Annotated in this window: 15 protein-coding genes; 2 read left to right on the forward strand and 13 right to left on the reverse strand. The window is 56.0% G+C overall.

The features are described from left to right. Nucleotides 1-284: 284 nt before the first annotated feature. Together VAE55_RS12470 and VAE55_RS12475 are read right to left on the reverse strand one after the other, a co-directional pair. Nucleotides 285-2,012 (reverse strand): hypothetical protein, encoded by a 1,728-nt coding sequence (locus tag VAE55_RS12470; protein ID WP_322816104.1) that lies wholly within the window; start codon nucleotides 2,010-2,012, stop codon nucleotides 285-287. Between the two features lie 228 nt (nucleotides 2,013-2,240). After that, nucleotides 2,241-3,206 (reverse strand): peptidylprolyl isomerase, encoded by a 966-nt coding sequence (locus tag VAE55_RS12475; protein WP_322816105.1) that lies wholly within the window; start codon nucleotides 3,204-3,206, stop codon nucleotides 2,241-2,243. 1,619 nt (nucleotides 3,207-4,825) lie between these two features. On the opposite strand from VAE55_RS12475, the gene VAE55_RS12480 reads away from it, so the two are divergent. Further along, complete coding sequence (locus VAE55_RS12480; protein ID WP_416181197.1) at nucleotides 4,826-5,608, forward strand: enoyl-ACP reductase FabI; 783 nt, start codon at nucleotides 4,826-4,828, stop codon at nucleotides 5,606-5,608. Nucleotides 5,609-5,669: 61 nt separating this feature from the next. Then, complete coding sequence (locus VAE55_RS12485; protein WP_322816107.1) at nucleotides 5,670-6,029, forward strand: hypothetical protein; 360 nt, start codon at nucleotides 5,670-5,672, stop codon at nucleotides 6,027-6,029. A 288-nt stretch (nucleotides 6,030-6,317) separates the two neighbouring features. Here the strand turns inward: VAE55_RS12485 and VAE55_RS12490 are convergent, their stop codons facing one another. The 11 genes from VAE55_RS12490 to nuoD all read right to left on the reverse strand — a co-directional run bounded on the left by VAE55_RS12490 (nucleotide 6,318) and on the right by nuoD (nucleotide 20,491). After that, nucleotides 6,318-7,787, reverse strand: coding sequence for an NADH-quinone oxidoreductase subunit N (locus tag VAE55_RS12490; RefSeq protein ID WP_322816108.1), 1,470 nt, complete (start codon nucleotides 7,785-7,787; stop codon nucleotides 6,318-6,320). A 46-nt stretch (nucleotides 7,788-7,833) separates the two neighbouring features. Next, nucleotides 7,834-9,411 (reverse strand): NADH-quinone oxidoreductase subunit M, encoded by a 1,578-nt coding sequence (locus VAE55_RS12495; protein WP_322816109.1) that lies wholly within the window; start codon nucleotides 9,409-9,411, stop codon nucleotides 7,834-7,836. A 220-nt stretch (nucleotides 9,412-9,631) separates the two neighbouring features. Beyond that, nucleotides 9,632-11,557 (reverse strand): NADH-quinone oxidoreductase subunit L, encoded by a 1,926-nt coding sequence (gene nuoL / locus VAE55_RS12500; RefSeq protein WP_322816110.1) that lies wholly within the window; start codon nucleotides 11,555-11,557, stop codon nucleotides 9,632-9,634. Nucleotides 11,558-11,563: 6 nt separating this feature from the next. Continuing rightward, nucleotides 11,564-11,866: an NADH-quinone oxidoreductase subunit NuoK gene (gene nuoK, locus VAE55_RS12505; protein WP_012258758.1), complete on the reverse strand. Its 303-nt coding sequence runs from the start codon at nucleotides 11,864-11,866 to the stop codon at nucleotides 11,564-11,566. Beyond that, nucleotides 11,866-12,372 (reverse strand): NADH-quinone oxidoreductase subunit J, encoded by a 507-nt coding sequence (locus VAE55_RS12510; RefSeq protein ID WP_322816111.1) that lies wholly within the window; start codon nucleotides 12,370-12,372, stop codon nucleotides 11,866-11,868. Before VAE55_RS12510 ends, nuoK begins: the two co-directional genes overlap by 1 nt. 59 nt (nucleotides 12,373-12,431) lie before the next feature. Further along, nucleotides 12,432-12,929, reverse strand: a complete 498-nt coding sequence (nuoI, locus tag VAE55_RS12515; protein ID WP_012258756.1) for an NADH-quinone oxidoreductase subunit NuoI — start codon at nucleotides 12,927-12,929, stop codon at nucleotides 12,432-12,434. Between the two features lie 200 nt (nucleotides 12,930-13,129). Then, entirely contained in the window at nucleotides 13,130-14,353 is a 1,224-nt protein-coding gene (gene nuoH / locus VAE55_RS12520) for an NADH-quinone oxidoreductase subunit NuoH (protein ID WP_322816112.1), read from the reverse strand. Between the two features lie 60 nt (nucleotides 14,354-14,413). Further along, nucleotides 14,414-17,125 carry an NADH-quinone oxidoreductase subunit NuoG gene (nuoG, locus tag VAE55_RS12525; protein WP_322816113.1) on the reverse strand — a complete coding sequence of 904 codons (2,712 nt, stop codon included), beginning with the start codon at nucleotides 17,123-17,125 and terminating at the stop codon, nucleotides 14,414-14,416. Nucleotides 17,126-17,183: 58 nt separating this feature from the next. After that, the gene (gene nuoF, locus VAE55_RS12530; protein WP_322816114.1) at nucleotides 17,184-18,488 is read right to left on the reverse strand and encodes an NADH-quinone oxidoreductase subunit NuoF; all 1,305 of its coding nucleotides are present in this window, start codon (nucleotides 18,486-18,488) and stop codon (nucleotides 17,184-17,186) included. Between the two features lie 48 nt (nucleotides 18,489-18,536). After that, entirely contained in the window at nucleotides 18,537-19,229 is a 693-nt protein-coding gene (gene nuoE, locus VAE55_RS12535; RefSeq protein WP_322816115.1) for an NADH-quinone oxidoreductase subunit NuoE, read from the reverse strand. 26 nt (nucleotides 19,230-19,255) lie between these two features. Beyond that, a complete protein-coding gene (gene nuoD, locus VAE55_RS12540; RefSeq protein ID WP_012258751.1) occupies nucleotides 19,256-20,491 on the reverse strand; it encodes an NADH dehydrogenase (quinone) subunit D in 1,236 nt (411 codons plus the stop codon). Nucleotides 20,492-20,495: the final 4 nt, after the last annotated feature.

The following is a 20,495-nucleotide window of genomic DNA, read 5'->3' on the forward strand; positions in this document are numbered from 1 at the left end:
CACGAACAGAAAGCGGATGATAGCAGCGGAGGTAGCCGTTGGATCAGACCATTGGGAAGACGTCCAGCCTTCACACCAGCGGCCATGGCCAGCCCCTGCCGGCGGTGGCGAGGATGCCGGCACGCAGGCTGGAAGCCTGCGCCACGGGGAGCACTTGCAGCCTGACCTAACGCAGCGCAACATGTGGGTAATGCATAGCAACGGGGGGAGGCCGGGAGGGGGGCCGGGATTGCGGTACGCGACAATCAGTATGGAGCACGCCCACCCCCACTCCCCACTCCAACTTATTGTGCTGCTACGACCAATGCAATCCCGCTCGCCCGATAATCCGGCCATTCCGCCTGCGGTGCAAAACTGACAATAATCGCAGTGGACGTCAGCCGCACAACCCCGGCAATCGCGCTGCCATCAGAACGCTGACCCTTGAAGGCAATAAGCTGACTCCCATCGGGAAGCTGATAAGGCGACTCGGCATCAGCCACCGTCACCCAATCGGCAACCGTCTGCGCCCAACCCGCCGCACTCAGCAACGAGGCATCGGCAACGGTACGCCGCCCAATAAATCGCCCGTTGGCCGTCGCCATCAGATCAGATCCCTGCGCCAGCGGCAACAGTTCCCAATCAGCCGGAAACCGGATCGTCCCGCTTGCCGTCTGTGCGGTCACCAGATCGGCCGGTGCCCAGATCAATGGACTAGCATAATCCACCGCGGTCGTCAGGCGCAGCTGCGGCGTACCCTGGGGCAAGATCTGCCAGATTTCTCCCATTGCCGCATTGGAATACAGGGGATTGTTGGCATCGGCAGTTGGATTCCAGGCTGCCGGTGCCAGTACCGCCAGCGAACTGCCGTCGGGCGACCAGGCTGCGGCGACAATCCGCGGAATCCGGGCGATCAACTGACCGCGCAACGTCAGATCACCACCCGGCAAAAACTCAGTGCGCTCACCACGCAGTTCAACCAGATACAGCTTCCAGATGTCGTACCCGGTAAATCCGCGCGCATCACTAAAGTTGTACTCGACAATCGCTACTCGTTCTCCATCAGGCGCAAATGCCGGTGGCCAATGCCAGCCCGCCCCGGCCAGAACCGGCTCACCCCCACCTGCGCTACTATCGGCAATCATTGTCAGATTTATATCAACCAGAGCCTGATAACCGAGAAACCGCTGATAAGCCAACTCTCGTGCATCGGGTGACCAGGCCGGCGCGTAGACGAGATAGCCCTGATCAGGCGATCCGTCTGCCGTCGCCGGGTTCCAGGCATTAGCACCGGCCCGGTTCACCAACTGAATAGCGTTCGTCTGACCGGAAAAGGGCAGGAAGGCAGGTTGCGTCGTTGGTGGCGTTGCATACGCCAGCCGCCGACCATCCGAGGCAAAGGTGGGATCACAGCCGGGGCCAATCGTGCGCTCGGTTGCAGAAGGAAGATCAACGATGTACACCGTAGCGGCTGTGCACCAGCGACTCCAACGCTCCCAATCAAACGGCAACACCGGTGCTTCAGATGCCGCTGCATAAGCAAGCGACAACCCATCAGATGTCCAGCTCAGCCCGTAGGCAATGCGGTTATTCACGACACTGCGCACAGCACTGCTCGCCCGATCCACAATACTGATACCCTGATCATTGGCGATGGCAATCTGCCGACCAGATGCATCAACCGCCCAATCGCGCACCCCGCTTGCCAGAACTCGCTCCTGACCACTAGCTGGTTCAAGCGCAACCAGCGATCCGTTACGCAGAAACATAATTTCGGCGGGATAGGCCGGCACAACCACATCCGGTTGCGCAATTGTCGTTGGCGTTGGCGGAACAGCCGTCGCAACCGGCGAGGCAGCCGCTACCGTTGGGGTGAGGGTTGGCACAGCGGTGGGCAGACTATTTGTTGGCGTGGTTACGACAATAGTTGGTGATGCGGATGGCAGCGGCGATGACTCTGGCGAAGGTGGCACCGTCGCCGCTGCACATCCGGCCAGGATAAACAAGCACAACAACCAGAGACGGTGCTGCATGAGCGTTCTCCCTTCTACCCTGCAGAATACGCAACGTGTTTGTCATCATCTATCCCGACCAGCAGACAGCCATCAGGAGTTCTTCTGTTATCCTGCATCAGAAGCAGATCCATCTTCTCTTCACTTATCATGATGAACGAGAATGCGCAGCAGTTCCCACAACAACAAAGGGTATCGCGAGACGCCTGCATCGCGACACCCCAAGTCTTCAGTGTCAAGCCTCACCAGCTACTGCTGCGTCAACGTGGCGACATCAACCAGAATCTCAATCTTACCTGCCGCTTCAGCCGAACTGCGCAGCTCTGCCACCCAGGGCAGGAAGGTCGCGCTAAATGCCTCCTGGCCGGCCTGGGTCTCCAGGAGAGCCCGATCAGTAAACGAGCGCACTTCGGGGCCTTCGGTTACTTCGATGATATGCCAGCCAAAATCGGTTTGCACGAGGCGCAACTCACCGGACTGCATGCTGAACACCGCTTCTTCAAACGGTTCCACGTAGACACCCCGCGGTGCCCATCCCAGATCACCACCCTGCGCTGCCGATCCCGGATCATCAGAACGTGCCCGGGCCAACGCAGCGAAATCGGCTCCACCCTGCAATTCGGCCAGGATAGCCTCGGCAGTTGCCTTCCGGCTCTCGGCCTCCTCCGGAGTCGCCGCTACCAGAATATGACGGGTGCGCACCTGCTCTGCCGTAGTGTGCTTGAGCAGCATCTGCTCGATAAGAAAATCACGGCGTAGCAGCCGACGTAATTCCTCCTCGTCAGCGATATTATTACTTTGCAAAAACGCTAGAAACTGCGCTTCATCACCACTGGCCTGCGCGAGGCGTAACTGCTCGACCTGACTATCAATAACCGCCTCATCAACCGTTGCCCCTTCGGCCAGGGCTGCCTGCACAACCAGCTCGACATCGATCATTTGGTCGATCAGGTTCTGCGCATCAGCACCGGGCAAATAGAGCCGGTCAAAATCGCGCCGCAAGATAAACTCCTCACCGACTCGGGCAATTGCATCGTCGGGTGCCGGCACAGTACCACTCGTACCTCCAGCTACCGGCGACGGCGGCGTTTGGGGATTACTCGTCGTCGGCGAACCGGCAACAGTCGGCCCAGATGGCGCACCACAGGCGGTTAACAGCAGACTGGCAACCAACCCCAACCACACCAGCCGATGAAAAAACGCATCAACACTCACAAATAGACTCCTCTCCACACCGGGTATCTGGCACATCACAATTGATATGCCGTCATACGGTCATCGTACCATATTTTAGGAGAGGGTATATGAAGAACTTGTCAACAGTAGAAATCCACACCGTCAATCGGCTGCGGAACGAGAGACACCTGCACGATGAGCATATTCACGCTTTGGCAACTGTCGCAGATCGGTTTTGCGGACCACACCATACTGATCCCGCTTGAATCCAGGCAGCCACAACGGTCTGCTCTGTCATATGGCGAGAGTGGCCCGGCGCATTGCTGCACCCACCCGTACCCGGCCTTGCGGGAAGTCATCTCCAGACGTTAGAACAGGTTCGTACAGGCAAAGCGGAAATAACAAACGGCAGGCATTGATCAACCACAGATATACCCTGCCAGCCTGACCGGAGGCATGCCGGCTTCCACACCCTCCGCACCTATACCCCTGATAACCCCTGCAGTGGCGTAGGGGTGACGCATGCGTCGCCCCTACAACCCAGCGGCGTGTACGCTATTCGCAAAGATCGGTACCGTTGATAGACGAATGGTGCCGCAAATAATGAACCCAGATGTCAACCTCCTTCCCTCACGACAGTTGTTACAACCCGGCCACGATGGCAGCGCGAATGTGGCGTAACACCTTAGACCCACCTGGGTATTTTTGCAACTTTATTAATTAAGAATAAGTAAATAAGACATTTTATTTTCTTTAGTTACAAAAACTTTTTGGGCGACTAGGCCGGTGACAGTGCGCAGCTCCAGCCGTGCTATCACGTGCTGGATGGGTTGCCTTACGCACGCATCATGTGTGTGTCGCAGGGTTTGGAGTGCGGCAGCATGGCTGCCGCACCAGCCGTGCTCACGATCCGGCGCGTGGCACGCCGTTCCCAATCCTGGTCACGGGGATGCTGGATGTGTTCGTGACGACCATCGAGTCGGTCAGGTATGAATGCGATACCTGCGCGTAGACGTGTTGTTGCACCAGATTCGTGCCTGTACACCAACGGCCACAGCCAGCACTTGACAGCGGTGGAGAGGATGTCTCCACGCAGGCTGGAAGCCTGCGCCACGGGGTGCCGACACGGGGAACACTTGTAGCCCAGCCTAACGCAACGCGACATGTGGGTAATGCATAGCAGTTATGGGCAGGGATGACGCAACAACACACGTAGTCATTGTTCAGGTATGCCACCAGCGAGTCGCTGATGAATTACCATCGGCGTAGGAGCACGGCATGCCGTGCTCCTACTGGCGTCCGGTAGTGTATCATTCAGGTGCAGAGTCAGGGCATACTGGCCGGTGTGTCATTACTTTTGCCAGATTTGATATTACCTGCTATGTATCGGCGATGGGTTGACCATCGTACCCTCACCCACGCAGCACCGAATCGGCCGAGCGCAAAAGCCACACTCGCACCCGCCAGACGGTGCTAATCGTGACCGAGGTTTCGGGTGAAGGGTGTAGAAGGACAGGCCAGTCTCATCATCTCACCCATTCCCCTCACCCCGCCACAGTGCTATCCGCCAAAGTATGGTAAGATGACGCGCTAGTGAGGCAAAGCAACGTTTGCTCAGGAAAGCACGCTGCCAGACAGCACAATATGGAGGATGTACCATGGGCCTGATGGAGGGAAAAAAAGGCCTGATCCTTGGCGTAGCCAATGATCGCTCGATTGCCTGGGGGATTGCGCAGGCACTACACCGCGAGGGAGCTACTATCGGTTTCACGTACCTTGGTGAAGCACTTGAACGGCGGGTCCGTCCGCTGGCGGAAAGCCTCAACTCGCCGTTGATCGTGCCCTGTGATGTATCCAGAGATGAAGACATCACTGCCTTGATCGAACAGGCGCACGAAACATTCGGACAGATTGATTTTCTCGTTCACGCTATTGCCTTCGCCAACAAAGAAGAGCTGAGTGGCACAATCCTGAACACAACCCGCGAAGGATTCCGCATCGCCCTTGAGATTAGCGCGTACTCACTGATCGCGCTGGTCAAAGCCGCCGAACCGATCTTTGCCCCTGACGCCAGTGTCCTGACATTAACCTACCACGGCGCACGCCAGGTGATCGGCAGCTACAATGTGATGGGAGTCGCCAAAGCTGCACTGGAGGCCAGTGTACGCTATCTTGCTGCCGGTCTTGGCCCCCGTGGGATCAGAGTCAACGCGATCAGCGCCGGCCCGATTCGCACCCTGGCTGCCAGTGGCATTGCCAATTTCCGCAGCCTGCACAAACACTTCGCCGAATATGCTCCCCTGCGGCGCAATGTCACGATTGAAGATGTAGGAAATGCCGCCCTGTATCTCTGCTCGCCGCTCGCAGCCGGCGTAACCGGCGAAATCCATTATGTTGATGCCGGCTTCAATGTGGTCGTGCCCGGTAGCGGTGAAGAGTAGCAGATCACCCGCCGGTATGCTACAATGAACACAATGTGCGCACGACAATGCGGAGGAGAGCATGGTTGAGGTTGCAGTGGTATCGTCCGATAATACAACCGCTAGCCGGTTGGCCGATCTGATCTCGGCGCACGACTTCCACGTGACGATTTGTACCCCAGATACGCTGCCTACAGCGCTGCCGGCGCTGTTTGTTGTTGCAATGCCAGCATTGGCCTCACCCGAAGAACAGGTGATTGAACGCCTGCGGGCAGATGAAACAACCGCAAATGTGCCGATTGTGATTGTCAGTGGCTTGCCGATGAATGAGTTGCAGTCGGTACCTTACGCCAGTGATTGGACGATTGCCATCGTTCCTGAGCCGGTAGAGGCGCCAGTTTTGATCGATACGATTAATTTCTTGTTGGGGCAGGGACAGTAAGTAACTCACGTTGCCATCTATGCTGTGAGCAGGCCACGGCGGCTGACTGCCAGGATGAATGGCACAACGTTGCGCTCAACACCGTGTGGTGTAACCGTACAAACGGTTTGGGTAGCAGCCGGTTTTCACGGACGCCCTACGTCACGCTTCACGGTAGCAACTCAGGTTATGCCCATCCTCCGTGTCTCTGTGGTAGCAAAGGTAGCAACCTGAGTGATGCAAAGTAATGGTATGAGAAAGAGGGGCAACCACTGCGGTTGCCCCTCGCTGCTATCAATATGCTTTGCGTTATCCCCCTAGTGCAACCAGCGATTGCTCGACCAACGCAAACACCGGTGCCGGGATGAGACCAATCGCAACTGTGCCAATTGCTGCCACCACAATATCAATGGTTAGACCACGGTTAAGTTCGGGAGCCGGCTCACCTTCTGGCTCGGTCATGAACATGCGAATAATGACCCGCAGGTAGAAGAACGCCGCAATCGCACTTGTCAAGACACCGACCAGAGCCAGCCAGGGTAGGCCACCTTCCCAGGCTGCGGTAAGGGCGTAGAATTTTGCCATAAAGCCGGCAGTCGGTGGTACACCGGCCAGCGAGAACATAAAGATGGCCATGGCCACTGCCAGCAGCGGCTGCCGTTGATAGAGACCGGCAAAATCGTCAAGCTGCCACGCCTCTTCACCCTGGTGCTCAAGCGCGACCAGCACAGCGAATGCGCCCAGATTACTCAACGCATACACGAGAATATAGAAGATGAAGGCTTCTGGTCCGCGCTGTTCGCCGGCAACCATCACACCGAGCATGACGTAGCCGGCGTGCCCGATGCTGGAGTAGGCCAGCATGCGCTTGACGTTGGTCTGGGCAACTGCTCCCAGGTTACCCACCACCATCGTCAGCGCAGTCAGACCGGCCAGTACCGGTAGCCAGTATTCGTTCAGCGTCGGTAAGCCCTCGAACAACAGACGTACCAGCGCTGCCAGCGCACCACCTTTCGTGCCCACACTCATGAATGCCGCCACCGGTGTTGGTGAACCCTGATACACATCCGGTGTCCACATGTGAAATGGCGCCAATGCCACTTTGAACGAGAAGGCAATCAGCACCATTGCTGCTCCACCCAGCAGCAGGGTCAAATTCAGATCACCCAGTCCTCGTGAGGCTGCATAGGCACCAATCTCGCTCAGGCGGGTTGAACCGGTAGCGCCAAAAATCAGCGCAATCCCATACACAAAAAAACCGGCAGCGAACGCACCCAGCACCAGGTACTTCATCGCCGCCTCTTCCGAGGTCAGGCGTGGGTAGGCAAAACCGGTCAGAATGTAGAGCGTGATCGAGAGCGTCTCGATCCCCAAAAAGAGTACTATCAGATCGGTACCCTGGGCCAGGAGAATCATGCCACTGACCGCAAACATGATCAATGGATAGTATTCACCCTGCTCAATATCCTGGCGCGGCAGGTATTCGAGCGACATCGCGATACTGAGGATACCGATCAGCAAAAAGATCCAGGTCAGTGTCAGGGCAAAGGGGTCAAGCCGCAGCATTCCCCCGAATGTATTGCCCGTTACTCCCCAGAGCGGTAATCCTGCCAGACCCGCGACAACCAACCCGGCAATAGCCAGATAGCCGGTTAGCTTCTTGCGCCCGGTTGGGATAAAAAACACATCAACCAGCAATAAAGCAGTCGCCCACGTCACTACTATTAAGAGAGGCGCCATCAATGTAAGATCCACCGGCGGGATCGTCAATGAATCCATTCTTTCTCCTCCTCGCCTGGGCTACTGACATCAACACCTGCCCGCCTTAACGCCCGGCCACCTGCGCCATTAAATCGGCTATCAGCGCTGCTACACTGTGCTGCATTCCCGCGAAGAAGAGCGCCGGATAGATTCCGATCACCACAATCGGAATACTCAACAGAGCAAAGGCCGTTAACTCGCGGCGATTCAGGTCAGGCAGGCTGGCATTAGCCGGCTGCGAGACTTCACCCATAAAGACAGACCGAAAGAGTTTGAGCAGATAGGCTGCGGCCAGCACCACACCGCCTACCGCAAAGGCAACGTAGACCCATCCCAACAGTGGCGACCGGAAGGCACCGGTAATAATCGTAAATTCGCCAACAAAACCGTTTAATCCCGGCAAGCCGGCCGATGAAAGCGCAACCAGCAAGCTAAACGCTGCATAGACCGGCATCACCTTCCACAATCCACCAAATTCGGCCAGGTCGCGGGTGTGTCGGCGCTCGTAGAGCACACCAACCATCAAGAAGAGGGCACTGGTGCTGAGGCCATGGTTAACCATCTGCAATACTGCACCGCTTATGCCTTCTGCGTTCAGTGCAAAGATACCCAGCACCACAAAACCCATATGACTGACCGAAGAGTAAGCGACCAGCCTTTTCATGTCCGATTGCGCAAAGGCGACCGCAGCCCCGTAAATAATGCCAATAACGGCCAGGATCGCCAGTGCCGGCGCGGCCCACTGCGCCGCTGCTGGGAAGAGGGTCAGGTTATAACGAATGATACCGTAGCCACCCAGCTTGAGCAGAACACCCGCCAGCACCACCGAACCGGTAGTTGGCGCCTCGACGTGTGCATCAGGTAGCCAGGTATGGAATGGCCAGAGCGGCACTTTTACCGCGAAGGCCAGGAAGAAAGCACCAAATAACAGTCGCTCCGTAACAGTATCGAGGGTAAACCGACCGGCCCGCAGATCGCTCACAAACTGACTGAAACTGAATGTACCGCGGAAATTGGGATCGCTTGCCGCAATCGCATCACGATGGAGAATGTGTAATGCGATTAAAGCCAGCAGCATGAGCACCGAGCCAGCAAATGTGTAGAGAAAGAATTTGCGTGCGGCATAGATGCGATTCTGGCTTCCCCAGATACCGATGAGAAACGTCATTGGAATGAGCGTAAACTCCCAGAAGAGGTAGAACAACAACAGATCCTGAGCAATAAAGACACCGATCATGGCCGTCTGGAGAACGAGCAGCAGAATCTGGAAGTTACGCACATCTTTATGCACCGAGTCCCAGGTCGAGAGCACTACAATCGGGCCGAGGAAGGTGGTCAGCATCACCAACCAGAGGCTGATGCCATCAATCCCCAGGCTGTACGTCGCGCCAACAATCGGGAGCCAGGGAAGTTCTTCGACAAATTGCATCACTGGTGGCGCACCAACAGCCGCAATCTGCATGGGATTTGTCTCGAAACGCAACGGCAGCAGTAACGAGAACAAGAAATCAATAATCATTGTTACCAGCGATACCCGACGGGCCAGCTCGTCATTGGTACGTGGTACAAACAACAGCACTAACGCGCCGACGGTCGGCAGCCACAAAATGAGCGAGAGGAGTGGAAAGCCTAGCTGATTCATAATCCTCCCTCAATCGAGTCATATCGCAGAGCCGGTGTTGTCTGATTGCTGCTATCGGCGACAGCCATGGATACACAGTGCCGCCGATAGCCATCACTGCTCATCAGATATGACTCATCGACAGTTCACAACCCCGTTACTCTGCATTGTGTACCGGCACCAGGCGATCACACCGATACCGGATTCCACACTATCCCCGACTTCAGCCTGCCCCGCATCCCTAGCGAGCAACCCAGAGCATAAATCCAAGCACGATCAGCACACCAACCGTAAAGACCAGTGCATAGGTGCGAACATAGCCGGTTTGGAAGGTACGCATTGCATTGGCTAGACCGCCAAAGAAATGTCCAACTCCCATTACCAGACCATCGACACCCTGGGGATCGAATACACGGGCCAGAAAATCGGCTAAGCGCTCAAAACCGGCAACCACCGTGCGCTGGTAAAGCCGGTCGAGGTACCAAGCCTCCTCCATCCCTTCCCAAATATCGCCGCTGTAGCGATACGCTGGATCTTTGCCACCAATCTTGATCCTGGCTGCATTGGTCGTGTAAATCCACCAGCCCAGATAACCCATCCCAACTGCACCCAGCGTCGCGATCAATGCCAGCCAGAGATTGAATTCACCGGCTTTCTCGTGCAACACCGGTTCGAGCCAGTCGGTGAGCCAGTGTAAGACCGGCAGGTTCATTGCCCCACCGATAACAGCACCTACCGCCAGCACAATCAGGGGCACTGTCATCACTCGTGGACTCTCGTGTGGGTGGTAGCCAGGATCACGCTGCTTGCCGAAGAAGATGAGCGCAACCTGACGCCCCATATAGAAAGCGGTGAGAAGTGAGGTGATGAACAGGATAATAAAGATCGGCGTATGACCGTTGGCAACCGCGTGGGCCAGAATCTCATCTTTACTCCAGAAGCCGGCCAGTGGGAAGATGCCGGCCAGCGCCAGCGCACCGATCAGATAGGTCCGGAAGGTGGTCGGCATTGCGTCCTTCAAACCACCCATACGCCGCATATCCTGGGTGTCGTGTGTGCCGTGAATAACCGAACCGGCAGCCAGGAAGAGCAATGCCTTAAAGATGCCGTGGGTCAACAGATGAAAGATAGCGGCTACATACGCCCCCATCCCGCATGCGGCCACCATAAAACCCAACTGCGAGACTGTACTGTAAGCCAGAACGCGCTTGATATCCCACTGCGCCATGGCCGCTGTAGCAGCAATCAATGCCGTCAGCGCACCGATCCAGGCCACCCAACCTTGCGTCGTAAAGGAAGCAACAAAGAGCGGCTCGGTACGCGCCATCAGGTAGACTCCGCCGGTCACCATCGTGGCAGCATGAATCAGGGCCGATACCGGCGTTGGGCCAGCCATCGCATCAGGTAGCCAGACAAAGAGCGGAAACTGAGCACTCTTACCGGTCGCGCCGATCAGCAGCAGAAACGAGATGGCCGTACTGACAAAGATCGGTTGCCAATCGGGGCCAATCCGCAAACCGGCAATATCGCCAACCCGTTCGAGAAAACCCAGCACCCCACCTTCTTCGCCGTAGAAGTTGAGCGTGCCGAAATACGTAAAGATTGCCAGCATCGCCAGAATGAAAGCGGCATCACCGATGCGGTTAACGACAAATGCCTTCACCGCTGCCTCACCGGCCGTCTTGCGCTCAAACCAGAAACCGATAAGCAGGAACGAACAGAGACCGACTCCTTCCCAACCGAGAAAGAGCAGCAAGAGGTTGTTCGCCATTACCAGGAAGAGCATCATGGTGACAAACAGATTGAGGTACGCAAAATAGCGCACCACCCGCGGATCACCATGCATATAGCCGATTGAATAAACATGGATGAGCGCCCCGACACCGGTAATCAGCAACGTCATCACTGCCGTCAGCGGATCAAACATGATCGCAAACGGTACCCGAAAGCTGCCGGTATTGATCCATTCCCAAGCAGTACTGACAATACGGCGCTCTTCTAGCGGCATACCGGCCAGGAATCCCACCGCGATCAACGTGATCACGAAGGCTGCCGCCACCATGCCACTCGCTACCAATCCGGCCTGTCGTTCCTGACGAATGATAAAGACATTGAGTAGAAAACCAATAAATGGTAACAGCGGAATAAGCCAGATCAACAGTTCCATGGTCGGCTAGCCCTTCAATGTACTGACTTCATCCACGTCTGCCGTCCGTTTGGTGCGGAAGATGGAGACCAATAACGCCAAACCAACCGCCACCTCAGCAGCAGCAACTGTGATCACGAAGAAAACGATCACCTGTGCTTCAACACCTAACCGTTCACGGGCAAATGCCACTAAGGCCAGATTGGCAGCGTTCAGCATTAATTCAACGGCCATAAAAACAACAATCGCATTGCGCCGCAGGAGTACCCCCAACACACCAATCGTAAATAAGATCGCGCTGAGCAACACGTAATACGAGGTGGGTACCATCAGATCTTCCTCCCGCGCTGATTCAATACCACCACACCAATCACGGCAATCAACAAAATGAAGCCGGTTACCTCAAACGGAAGCAGGTAGTCGGTGAACAATAGTGCTCCGAGCGTCTGCGGATCACTGAATTGCGCCAGAGCTTCACTCTCCGGCGGCGGGTTTGTCGCACCGCCTAAGCCCACCACCACCGAGACAACCAGGAGAGCCAGACCCAACAACAATGCCAACGGCTGCTGCCAGGGAATCTGATCAGGTGTATCTTCAACTTTTTCAGCGCCTAACAGCATCACCACGAAGAGGAACAAGACCATAATCGCACCGGCGTAGACGGTGAGCTGAATAGCAAAAAGAAACGGTGCATTTAACAACAAAAAGAGCACAGCAATCGCGACAAAGTTTAACAGTAAGAACAATGCGCTATGTACCGCGTTGCGTGAGACCAGCATCGCAACTGCACCAATAATGGCTATCAGCGCGGTTATCAAAAACAGGATCAATTCCATACGCTACGCTCCGCTTGCCCGTAGGCGTCGAACAGAATCAGGATCGTATCAGCCAGCATTTACAGATCAATCTTTGCCGGTGGACTTGGTTGGCGATTAAGTTGAGCCAGAATCGGTGGTGGATCGCCGTGTCCCTTATCTGGTGGCACCAGCAGCATCTCTTTTGTATAGATGGCAGCCCGACGGTCGTAGAAGCTCAACTCGTACTGATGCTCCAACACAATGGCATTGGTCGGGCAGGCATCCTCGCAGTAGCCACAGAAGATACAGCGCAACATATTGATCTCATAGACGGCCGCATATCGCTCACCGGGTGAACGCGGATTCTGCGGATCGTTTTCCGCCGGTATCACCAGAATTGCGTCAGCTGGGCAAGCTGCGGCGCAGAGCGCACATCCAATGCAACGCTCCTGACCGTTAGCAAAGCGCTTCAGCTCGTGACGGCCGCGAAAGCGCTCGCGTACCGGTCGTTTCACTTCCGGGTATTGTACCGTCACCGGCCGCTTGAACATGTAGCGTAGCGTCGTTCCTAAACCTTTGACCAGTTCTTTGATCATGAGCCATTCCCTTTCAGCAGACAAACCTGTTCAAATGCCGTAACGGTTTTGCGTCAATGCAAGCGACGTATGCTTATCGCCACAAGAATGATACCGCAAACGAACAGTTGCTATTGTTAGATTGCTTTGCAGCCATCGTGCCTGTCTACTGCTGCCGGCAAACGGTGCTACAGCATAGCAGGCTCATTCGATTGCTGTCATTAATTCCCCTGTGGTATCTGAAAGTCGTTGACCAGTGTAACATTATCGACCGGCCTGGGTGTCCGATTGAAGCCAATAGCGATGGCGATTGTCAATGCGCCTAACCCAAACAGTACCCACGAATGGACAACGCGATCCGGGATCAGCACAATAACCACAGCAGTGTAGACCAGATTGAGCAAACCAACCGGTAGGAGCCACTTCCAGCCCAAATCCATCAAGCGGTCGTAGCGCAGGCGCGGCCAGGATGCACGTACCCAGACTGAGACGAACAGGAACACAACCACTTTGAGCAGAAAAGCACCGAGCGAGACGATCCCAAATACGATGCTGCCCGCCACCGGCCCGGCCAGTGCCGTCACTTCACGACCGAGAATGTCGAGGCCGGGGAAGTGCCAGCCGCCAAAGAAGAAGGTGACGGCCAGGGCAGAAACGGCGATCAACTTGATGTATTCGGCCATGAAGAAGAGCGCAAACTTCATCGAACCGTATTCGGTGTTGTAACCACCGGTTAGTTCTTGCTCTGCTTCCACCAGATCAAACGGAGCCCGCACTACTTCCGCTGTAGCTGCGACCATATACAGCATAAAGCCGAGCAACTGCGGAATGATCCCCCACAACCAGCCCCGTTGCTGAGCAACGATCTCGTGGGTCGAGAAGGTGCCATACGTCATGACTACGCTGAGTACAGCAGTTCCCAACGCCAGTTCGTATGAAATAAGTTGCGCCGACGAGCGGATCCCGCCGAGCACTGAATATTTATTGTTTGAAGCCCAACCGGCCAGGGTAATGCCGTAAACGCCGATACTAGTCACGGCCAACACATACAGGACACCGATATTCAGATCGGTAATTTGCAAAATATTCCACAGATTGGTACGTGCCGGATCGTAACATGCCTGATAATCCCAGTTTAAATTCAGACACCCAAACGGGATGACAGCCCAGATAATTAGCGCCGGAATAACTGCCAATGCCGGCGCGAGCAGATAAACCGGCTTGTCGGCCATTGCCGGCACAATATCCTCTTTGAAGAAGAGTTTGACCGCATCGGCAGCCGGTTGCAGAAATCCGGCCGGCCCGGCCCGGTTCGGCCCAACACGATTTTGCAGGCGCGCCAGAATCCGCCGCTCAAACAGTGTCAGATAGGCAAAGGCAGTGGTTACAGCCAGCGTGATGATAAAACATTGGATAACGATAATCAGAATGGTGAGCCAATCCATAAGCGCTCCCTGTGCGCGTATCCGCCGGACAGGATGTTCCGGGCGGATACGCCTGTGCAATCATTCCATCACCACCTTAGCCAGACTAACCCGTGTCCGTGGCCCGGTCTCGATATCGGCAGCCATGACGTCGACCAGACCAGCCGGCAACAGGACAATACCTGCCGGCAAGTCGGCCAATACCCGTGCCGGTATCACCAGTTCACCTGCTGCCGAGATCAGACGTACCCGATCACCGCTGTGAAGATTCAGCTTTGCAGCATCCACACTACTGATCGCAGCATAGCCGGTCGGGATCAAACTTTGTAGTTTCGAGCCACGGAGATGGCGATCACCGTCATAGGCCAGTACCTGTTCAAGCAGTAGTAATGGCCGATCATCGGCAAAGCGTGTTACAGCACCGGTAAATGTCAGATGGGGCATTCCTTTCCCTACCAGGGCAGGCAATACCAAACCAATCCCCTCGGTATTGGTGTAGCTCGTCCCATCATAATAGAAGGCATCGTCGAACTGGCGTCCCCAGGCGCCACCGGTACCAGTCGCAGCCAACGCAGCATGGGTTACACCGGTATAACCGGGCACCTGGGCGGCAATTTCAGCACCGACATCGGCAGCTACGATATATGACCAGGACTCGGTCGTGACCGGAATCGGCCCATTTCGTCCGCCACCAATCGGTACCATCGCCAGTGCCTGCGCCACAGCAGCGACAATCTGCCAGTCAGGTCGAGCTTCACCAACCGGTGCACAGGCCTGCCGCGAACGTTGTACTCGCCGTTCGGCATTGGTATAGGTTCCTTCCCGTTCGGCAACGCTGGCTGCCGGTAAGACAACATCGGCAAATTCAGCACTGGCCGTTAGGAACAGGTCTTGCACAACCACAAATTCAGCCGCTTCAAGCGCTGCCCGCGCCGCAGGCAGCTTCGCTGCCGGATCGACCCCGGCCAGCCAGATTGCCCGTACCTTCCCCTCTTGAGCTGCATTCCAGATACCGTTTGCATCAAGGCCACGCTGTTTACGCGGGGTATAGCCGGGACCAGCATCAGGGCGAACCCCCATCTCGATGGCACCACGGCTGTTACCACCCGGCAACAGGGCGATGATGCCATTGTTGGCCGTGCCGGCACGCCCGCTCAGAAGCATCAGAGCAGCCAGCATTTCAGTGAGAGCCGAACCGGCACTGCGCGCCTCCCATCCGTAGACAATCAGGCTCTGGCCGGCGGACAGAAAATCTTTAGCCAACTGCGTCAACTCATCAGCGGTTAGATTGCACGCTGCTGCCAGATCGCCAAGCGAAACTCGATCCAGCATTGAACGCAGCTTATCCCAACCCGGTAAGCGTTCAAGTAGCGGCGAGTGTGCCCCCTGGGCAAGCGCAGCCTTGACCAATCCCTGAGCAAAGGCTAGCTCTCCCTCTGGAGTGTAGCGCACCACCCGGCTCGCCGAGCGCTCAAGTTTCGTTGGTCGCAGACCGGCCACGACCAGCTTACCACCACGTTGGGCAATTCCCCGCAGGCGAAGCATATAGAGTGGTGCTTCCTCTTCGGGATCAGCACCAACCACCAGCACCATCGTTCCGGCACCCAACTGACTCAGATCGGTTGCCGAACCGGGAGCAAGCCAGCCGCCAACCTCATCAGGCGGCAGGGCAGCCGGCCCACCAATACCAGTATCGATATTCTCACTGCCCAGCTCACGGAGCAATTTCTGGAAGAGATACAAATCTTCGTTGCTTAACTGTGGCCCGGCCAGACCGGCCAGCGCCTGCCCACCATGACGCGCTCGAATGATTGTCAACTGATCGGCTACAAACTCAAGCGCTTCGTCCCAGCTTACCGGCACCAGCGTACCATTGCGGCGCACCAGCGGTGTGGTTAATCGATCAGGCGACTCGATAAAGCGATGACCGTAGCGACCCTTATCACAGATCCAGATATCGTTCACCGCTGCATTTTCGCGCGGCATCACCCGCATCAGCCGGTCGTGACGCATATCAAGGCTCAGGTTACAACCAACCGGGCATAGCGTACAGACTACCGGCTTGCTCTGCAATTCCCACACGCGAGCTTTAAACCGGAAATCGCTGCTGGTCAGAGCGCCGACCGGACAAATATCGGTTGTATTGCCGGAAAACTTACTGTTGAACGGCGGATCCGACTTCGAGATGATCATCCAGTTGCGGCCACGATTATCGAAACCAAGCACCGGATCGTCGGCAATTTCATCCTGGAAACGCACACAACGACCGCAGAGAATACAGCGTTCGCGGTCAAGATAGATGAGATCGCCCAGCTTCACCGGCTTCTCGAAATGCACTTTATCGTTGTAGTCGAAGCGCGAGACGGCCGGACCCCAACCCATCGTCAGATTCTGCAACGGGCATTCGCCACCCTTATCACACACCGGACAATCGAGCGGGTGAGAGGTGAGGAGGAACTCAAGAATGCCACGCTGGGCAAATTTCACCTCTTCGGTGGTGGTCTTGACAACCATCCCCGGACTGACCGGTGTTGTGCAGGCGGTCTGCAACTTTGGCATCATCGCGATCACCGGCTGGCCATTGGCATCGACCACCGGCTGGCGGGTGGCCGGATCAACTTTCGGCGTCCCAACCTGCACCAGACACATACGACACATGCCCACCGGCTTCAGGCGGGGATGGTAACAAAAGACCGGAATGGCAATCCCTGCCTGACGGGCAGCATCAACAATATTGGTACCAGCAGGTACAGTTACCTGCACTCCATCAATGGTAAGCGTCACATCTGGCATTGCACGTTACCCTGTTCTACGACGCACACCGACACACTGCGGCGTACTGACGATCTGTCTAGCGATGGACGGCGAGCGGAATATGGTGACCGTTACGGCTGCTACTCCGCTTGACCAGTGCCTCAAACTCGTGAGGGAAGAGCTGCAATGCACTCTTGATCGGCATAACTGCACTCTCGCCGAGCAGGCAGAAGCAATTACCGGCCATCTGGCGATAAATGCTGTGCAGGGTGTCAATATCGGCAGCGGTGGCATGCCCCTCTTCAACCATCCGGTGGAGCGTGCGGACCAGCCAATGGGTACCTTCACGGCACGGCGTACACTTGCCGCAGCTCTCGTGCTTGAAGAACTCGTCCATTTTATATGCGACATGCGGTGCCGAAACGGTATCGTTCAAGACAATCACGGCACCTGAACCGAGCATCGAACCGGCAGCCGCGACACTTTCGTAATCGAGCGGCACATCGAGATGATCGGCGGTCAACCATGGCGCAGAAGCCCCACCGGGAATGATAATCTTTACCGGCCGGCCACCCTTCATCCCACCGCCATACTCTGGCGACTCGATCAGCTCGCGGAGAGGAACGCCGAACGGTAATTCATAGTTTCCAGGGCGATTGACATGACCGCTGAGCGAGAAGCACTTGGTACCGGGACTCTTTTCGGTACCATGTGAGCGGTACCAGGCCACCCCCTTCTCGACGATCCGCGGCACATTTGCCAGCGTCTCAACATTGTTGATAATCGTCGGTTTGCCATACAGACCGGCAACCGCCGGGAAGGGCGGTTTCAAACGAGGCTGACCGATTTTGCCCTCCAGCGACTCCATCAGGGCCGTCTCTTCGCCACAGATATAAGCACCAGCCCCGCGATGCACGTAGATATCGAGATCAAACCCCGTACCAAAGATGTTTTTACCTAAAAAACCAGCTTCGTAGGCCTGCGCGATGGCCCTTTCTAGGGTGCGGGCAGCAGCGGCAAATTCACCGCGCACATAGATATAGGCTGTGTTAGCCTCAATCGCATATGCCGACAGTGCTACCCCTTCAATTAATTGATGGGGATTTTTATCAATAATCTGATGATTATTGAAGGTTCCCGGTTCAGACTCATCGCAATTGCAGAGCAGGTAACGCGGGTAGACACCTTTGGGCAGGAAACCCCACTTTACCCCGGTGGGAAAGCCGGCCCCACCGCGACCGCGCAGACCGGAGTCCTTCACCATCTGTACAATATCGGCTGGAGTCTTCTCGGTCAGAGCGTAGCGATAAGCTTCCCACCCACCATGACGGCGATAAACGGCAAAGTCAGAAATATCAGGAATATCGAGTTCCCGCATCACAATATGTTCACTCAGCCCCATCGAACCCAACTTTCTAGCGCACTGAATGGCGAACGTCCCGGCGCATCATCACAGCGGCGAGGCCTTCCGGGTTTCCGGGCGATCAATACCAGACTCAGCCTCTGGCGCCACCGCCGGTGGTGGCGTAACCTCAGTGATCAGTGGCTCGATCACAAACTCACGTGGCCGGTAAGGTGAAAACCGTTCAATCTGAACCAGGCGACCATCTCGAGTAAATTCAAAATCTTCAGCGAAACGACCACTCACCCCCCGCTTGCGTGCTTCGGCGGCACGTGCGCGCAGGTTGTTGAGCAACACTTCGACCCGTTCGGGAGTGACATCGTACACATAATCAAGATTGGCCTGCAACACCGGCGCCCGATCACATGCCGCCAGACACTTGACGCGCTGGAGGGTAAACATCCCATCGGCAGTCGTCTCTTCCTCGCGAATGCCGAGCGCCTGTTTCAAGGCGGTAATCAACTCCTCAGCACCGCAGAAACAACAGGGAACGTCATCACAGACCTGCAACACCCAGGTGCCTACCGGGCGATTGTAGAAGAGTGTATAAAAGCCAACCACCTCGTAGACATCGGTTGGCGGTAGATCGAGGATGGCCGCCACTTCCCGAATCGCCTCATCGGTTAAATAGCCGTAGGTATCCTGAGCAAGATACAACAACGGCAACACTGCACTACGCTTAATGGCGTAGCGCGCCACGATTGCCTCAATTTCAGCCTGATGTGTTTCGAGCAGAGTCACGTTTTCCTCCGCAGTATGATAGTCGGTTAGCGATCAACCTCGCCCAACACCGGATCGAGGCTGGCAATTAACGCGACCAGATCGGCAACCATCCGGCCCTTCGCCATATGAGCCAGACTCTGCAAATTGATAAACGACGGCGCCCGGAAGTGAACACGCCACGGTTTCGGGCTACCATCACTCACCACATAACAGCCCAGAATACCACGCGGCGACTCGATGCTCACGTAGGCATCACCCCGTGGCGGCTTGAAACCTTCTGTCCACAACTTAAAGTGATGGATAAGCGACTCCATACTCTCGGTAATCTCGCGCTTTGGCGGCGGGGCAACCTTTCGATTCGAGGTCACCACCGGGCCAGGCCCCAACTCACGCAAACGCTCGGTCGCCTGCTGCACAATCTTCACACTCTGGCGCATCTCGGCGATACGCACCCGATAGCGATCGTAAATATCGCCATTCTTACCAACCGGAATCTCAAACGAGTAGGTCTCGTAGCCGCTGTAGGGCATCGCCTTGCGCACATCATACGCAACACCGGTAGCCCGTAGATTGGCACCGGTCAGGCCCAGCGCAATCGCCGATTGCGCATCAATGACACCAACACCAACGGTTCGTTCGAGCCAGAGCGGGTTGGCGGTGAGCAAATCCTCGTACTCATCAATCCGCGATGGCATAACAGCGAGGAACTGCTCGACCGTCGGGATAAAATCGGATGGCAGATCGTAGGCCAGGCCACCGATCCGAAAATAGCTGGTCATCATGCGCGCCCCGGAGACCAGCTCAAAAATATCGAGAATCTGCTCGCGCTCGCGGAAAGCGTAAAGAAAGACACTCATCGCCGCCAGATCGAGGGCGTGAGTACCAAGCCAGACCAGGTGCGATGAAATACGCTGTAACTCGGTGAGCAGGACCCGTGCAATCTGAGCACGCTCCGGAATCTCGACATCGAGCAACTTCTCGACTGCCAGAGCATAACACAGATTATTGGAGAGCGGAGCCAGATAGTCCATCCGGTCGGTCAACACAACCGCCTTCTGGTAGGTCTTGCTCTCCATCGTCTTTTCAATACCGGTATGGAGGTAGCCAACGTCAGGAGCGACATTTACCACCACCTCACCGTCAAGTTCCAGCACAAGCCGCAGCACACCGTGGGTACTGGGATGATGCGGTCCCATATTCAGCACCATCGTCTCGGTGCGTCCGGCTACAGCCGGCTCAATAATCTGCTGCGGTGTAGGTACAGTGATTGGTTCGGTCATACGC

Origin of the sequence: Chloroflexus sp., assembly GCF_034432675.1 — a bacterium.
Lineage (GTDB): Bacteria > Chloroflexota > Chloroflexia > Chloroflexales > Chloroflexaceae > Chloroflexus.

Coding starts and splice junctions, on each gene's coding strand:
- VAE55_RS12470 (WP_322816104.1), bottom strand. CDS start 2,012: ATGCAGCACCGTCTCTGGTTGTTGTGCTTGTTTATCCTGGCCGGATGT.
- VAE55_RS12480 (WP_416181197.1), top strand. CDS start 4,826: ATGGGCCTGATGGAGGGAAAAAAAGGCCTGATCCTTGGCGTAGCCAAT.
- VAE55_RS12485 (WP_322816107.1), top strand. CDS start 5,670: ATGGTTGAGGTTGCAGTGGTATCGTCCGATAATACAACCGCTAGCCGG.
- VAE55_RS12490 (WP_322816108.1), bottom strand. CDS start 7,787: ATGGATTCATTGACGATCCCGCCGGTGGATCTTACATTGATGGCGCCT.
- VAE55_RS12495 (WP_322816109.1), bottom strand. CDS start 9,411: ATGAATCAGCTAGGCTTTCCACTCCTCTCGCTCATTTTGTGGCTGCCG.
- nuoL (WP_322816110.1), bottom strand. CDS start 11,557: ATGGAACTGTTGATCTGGCTTATTCCGCTGTTACCATTTATTGGTTTT.
- nuoK (WP_012258758.1), bottom strand. CDS start 11,866: ATGGTACCCACCTCGTATTACGTGTTGCTCAGCGCGATCTTATTTACG.
- VAE55_RS12510 (WP_322816111.1), bottom strand. CDS start 12,372: ATGGAATTGATCCTGTTTTTGATAACCGCGCTGATAGCCATTATTGGT.
- nuoI (WP_012258756.1), bottom strand. CDS start 12,929: ATGATCAAAGAACTGGTCAAAGGTTTAGGAACGACGCTACGCTACATG.
- nuoH (WP_322816112.1), bottom strand. CDS start 14,353: ATGGATTGGCTCACCATTCTGATTATCGTTATCCAATGTTTTATCATC.
- nuoG (WP_322816113.1), bottom strand. CDS start 17,125: ATGCCAGATGTGACGCTTACCATTGATGGAGTGCAGGTAACTGTACCT.
- nuoF (WP_322816114.1), bottom strand. CDS start 18,488: ATGGGGCTGAGTGAACATATTGTGATGCGGGAACTCGATATTCCTGAT.
- nuoD (WP_012258751.1), bottom strand. CDS start 20,491: ATGACCGAACCAATCACTGTACCTACACCGCAGCAGATTATTGAGCCG.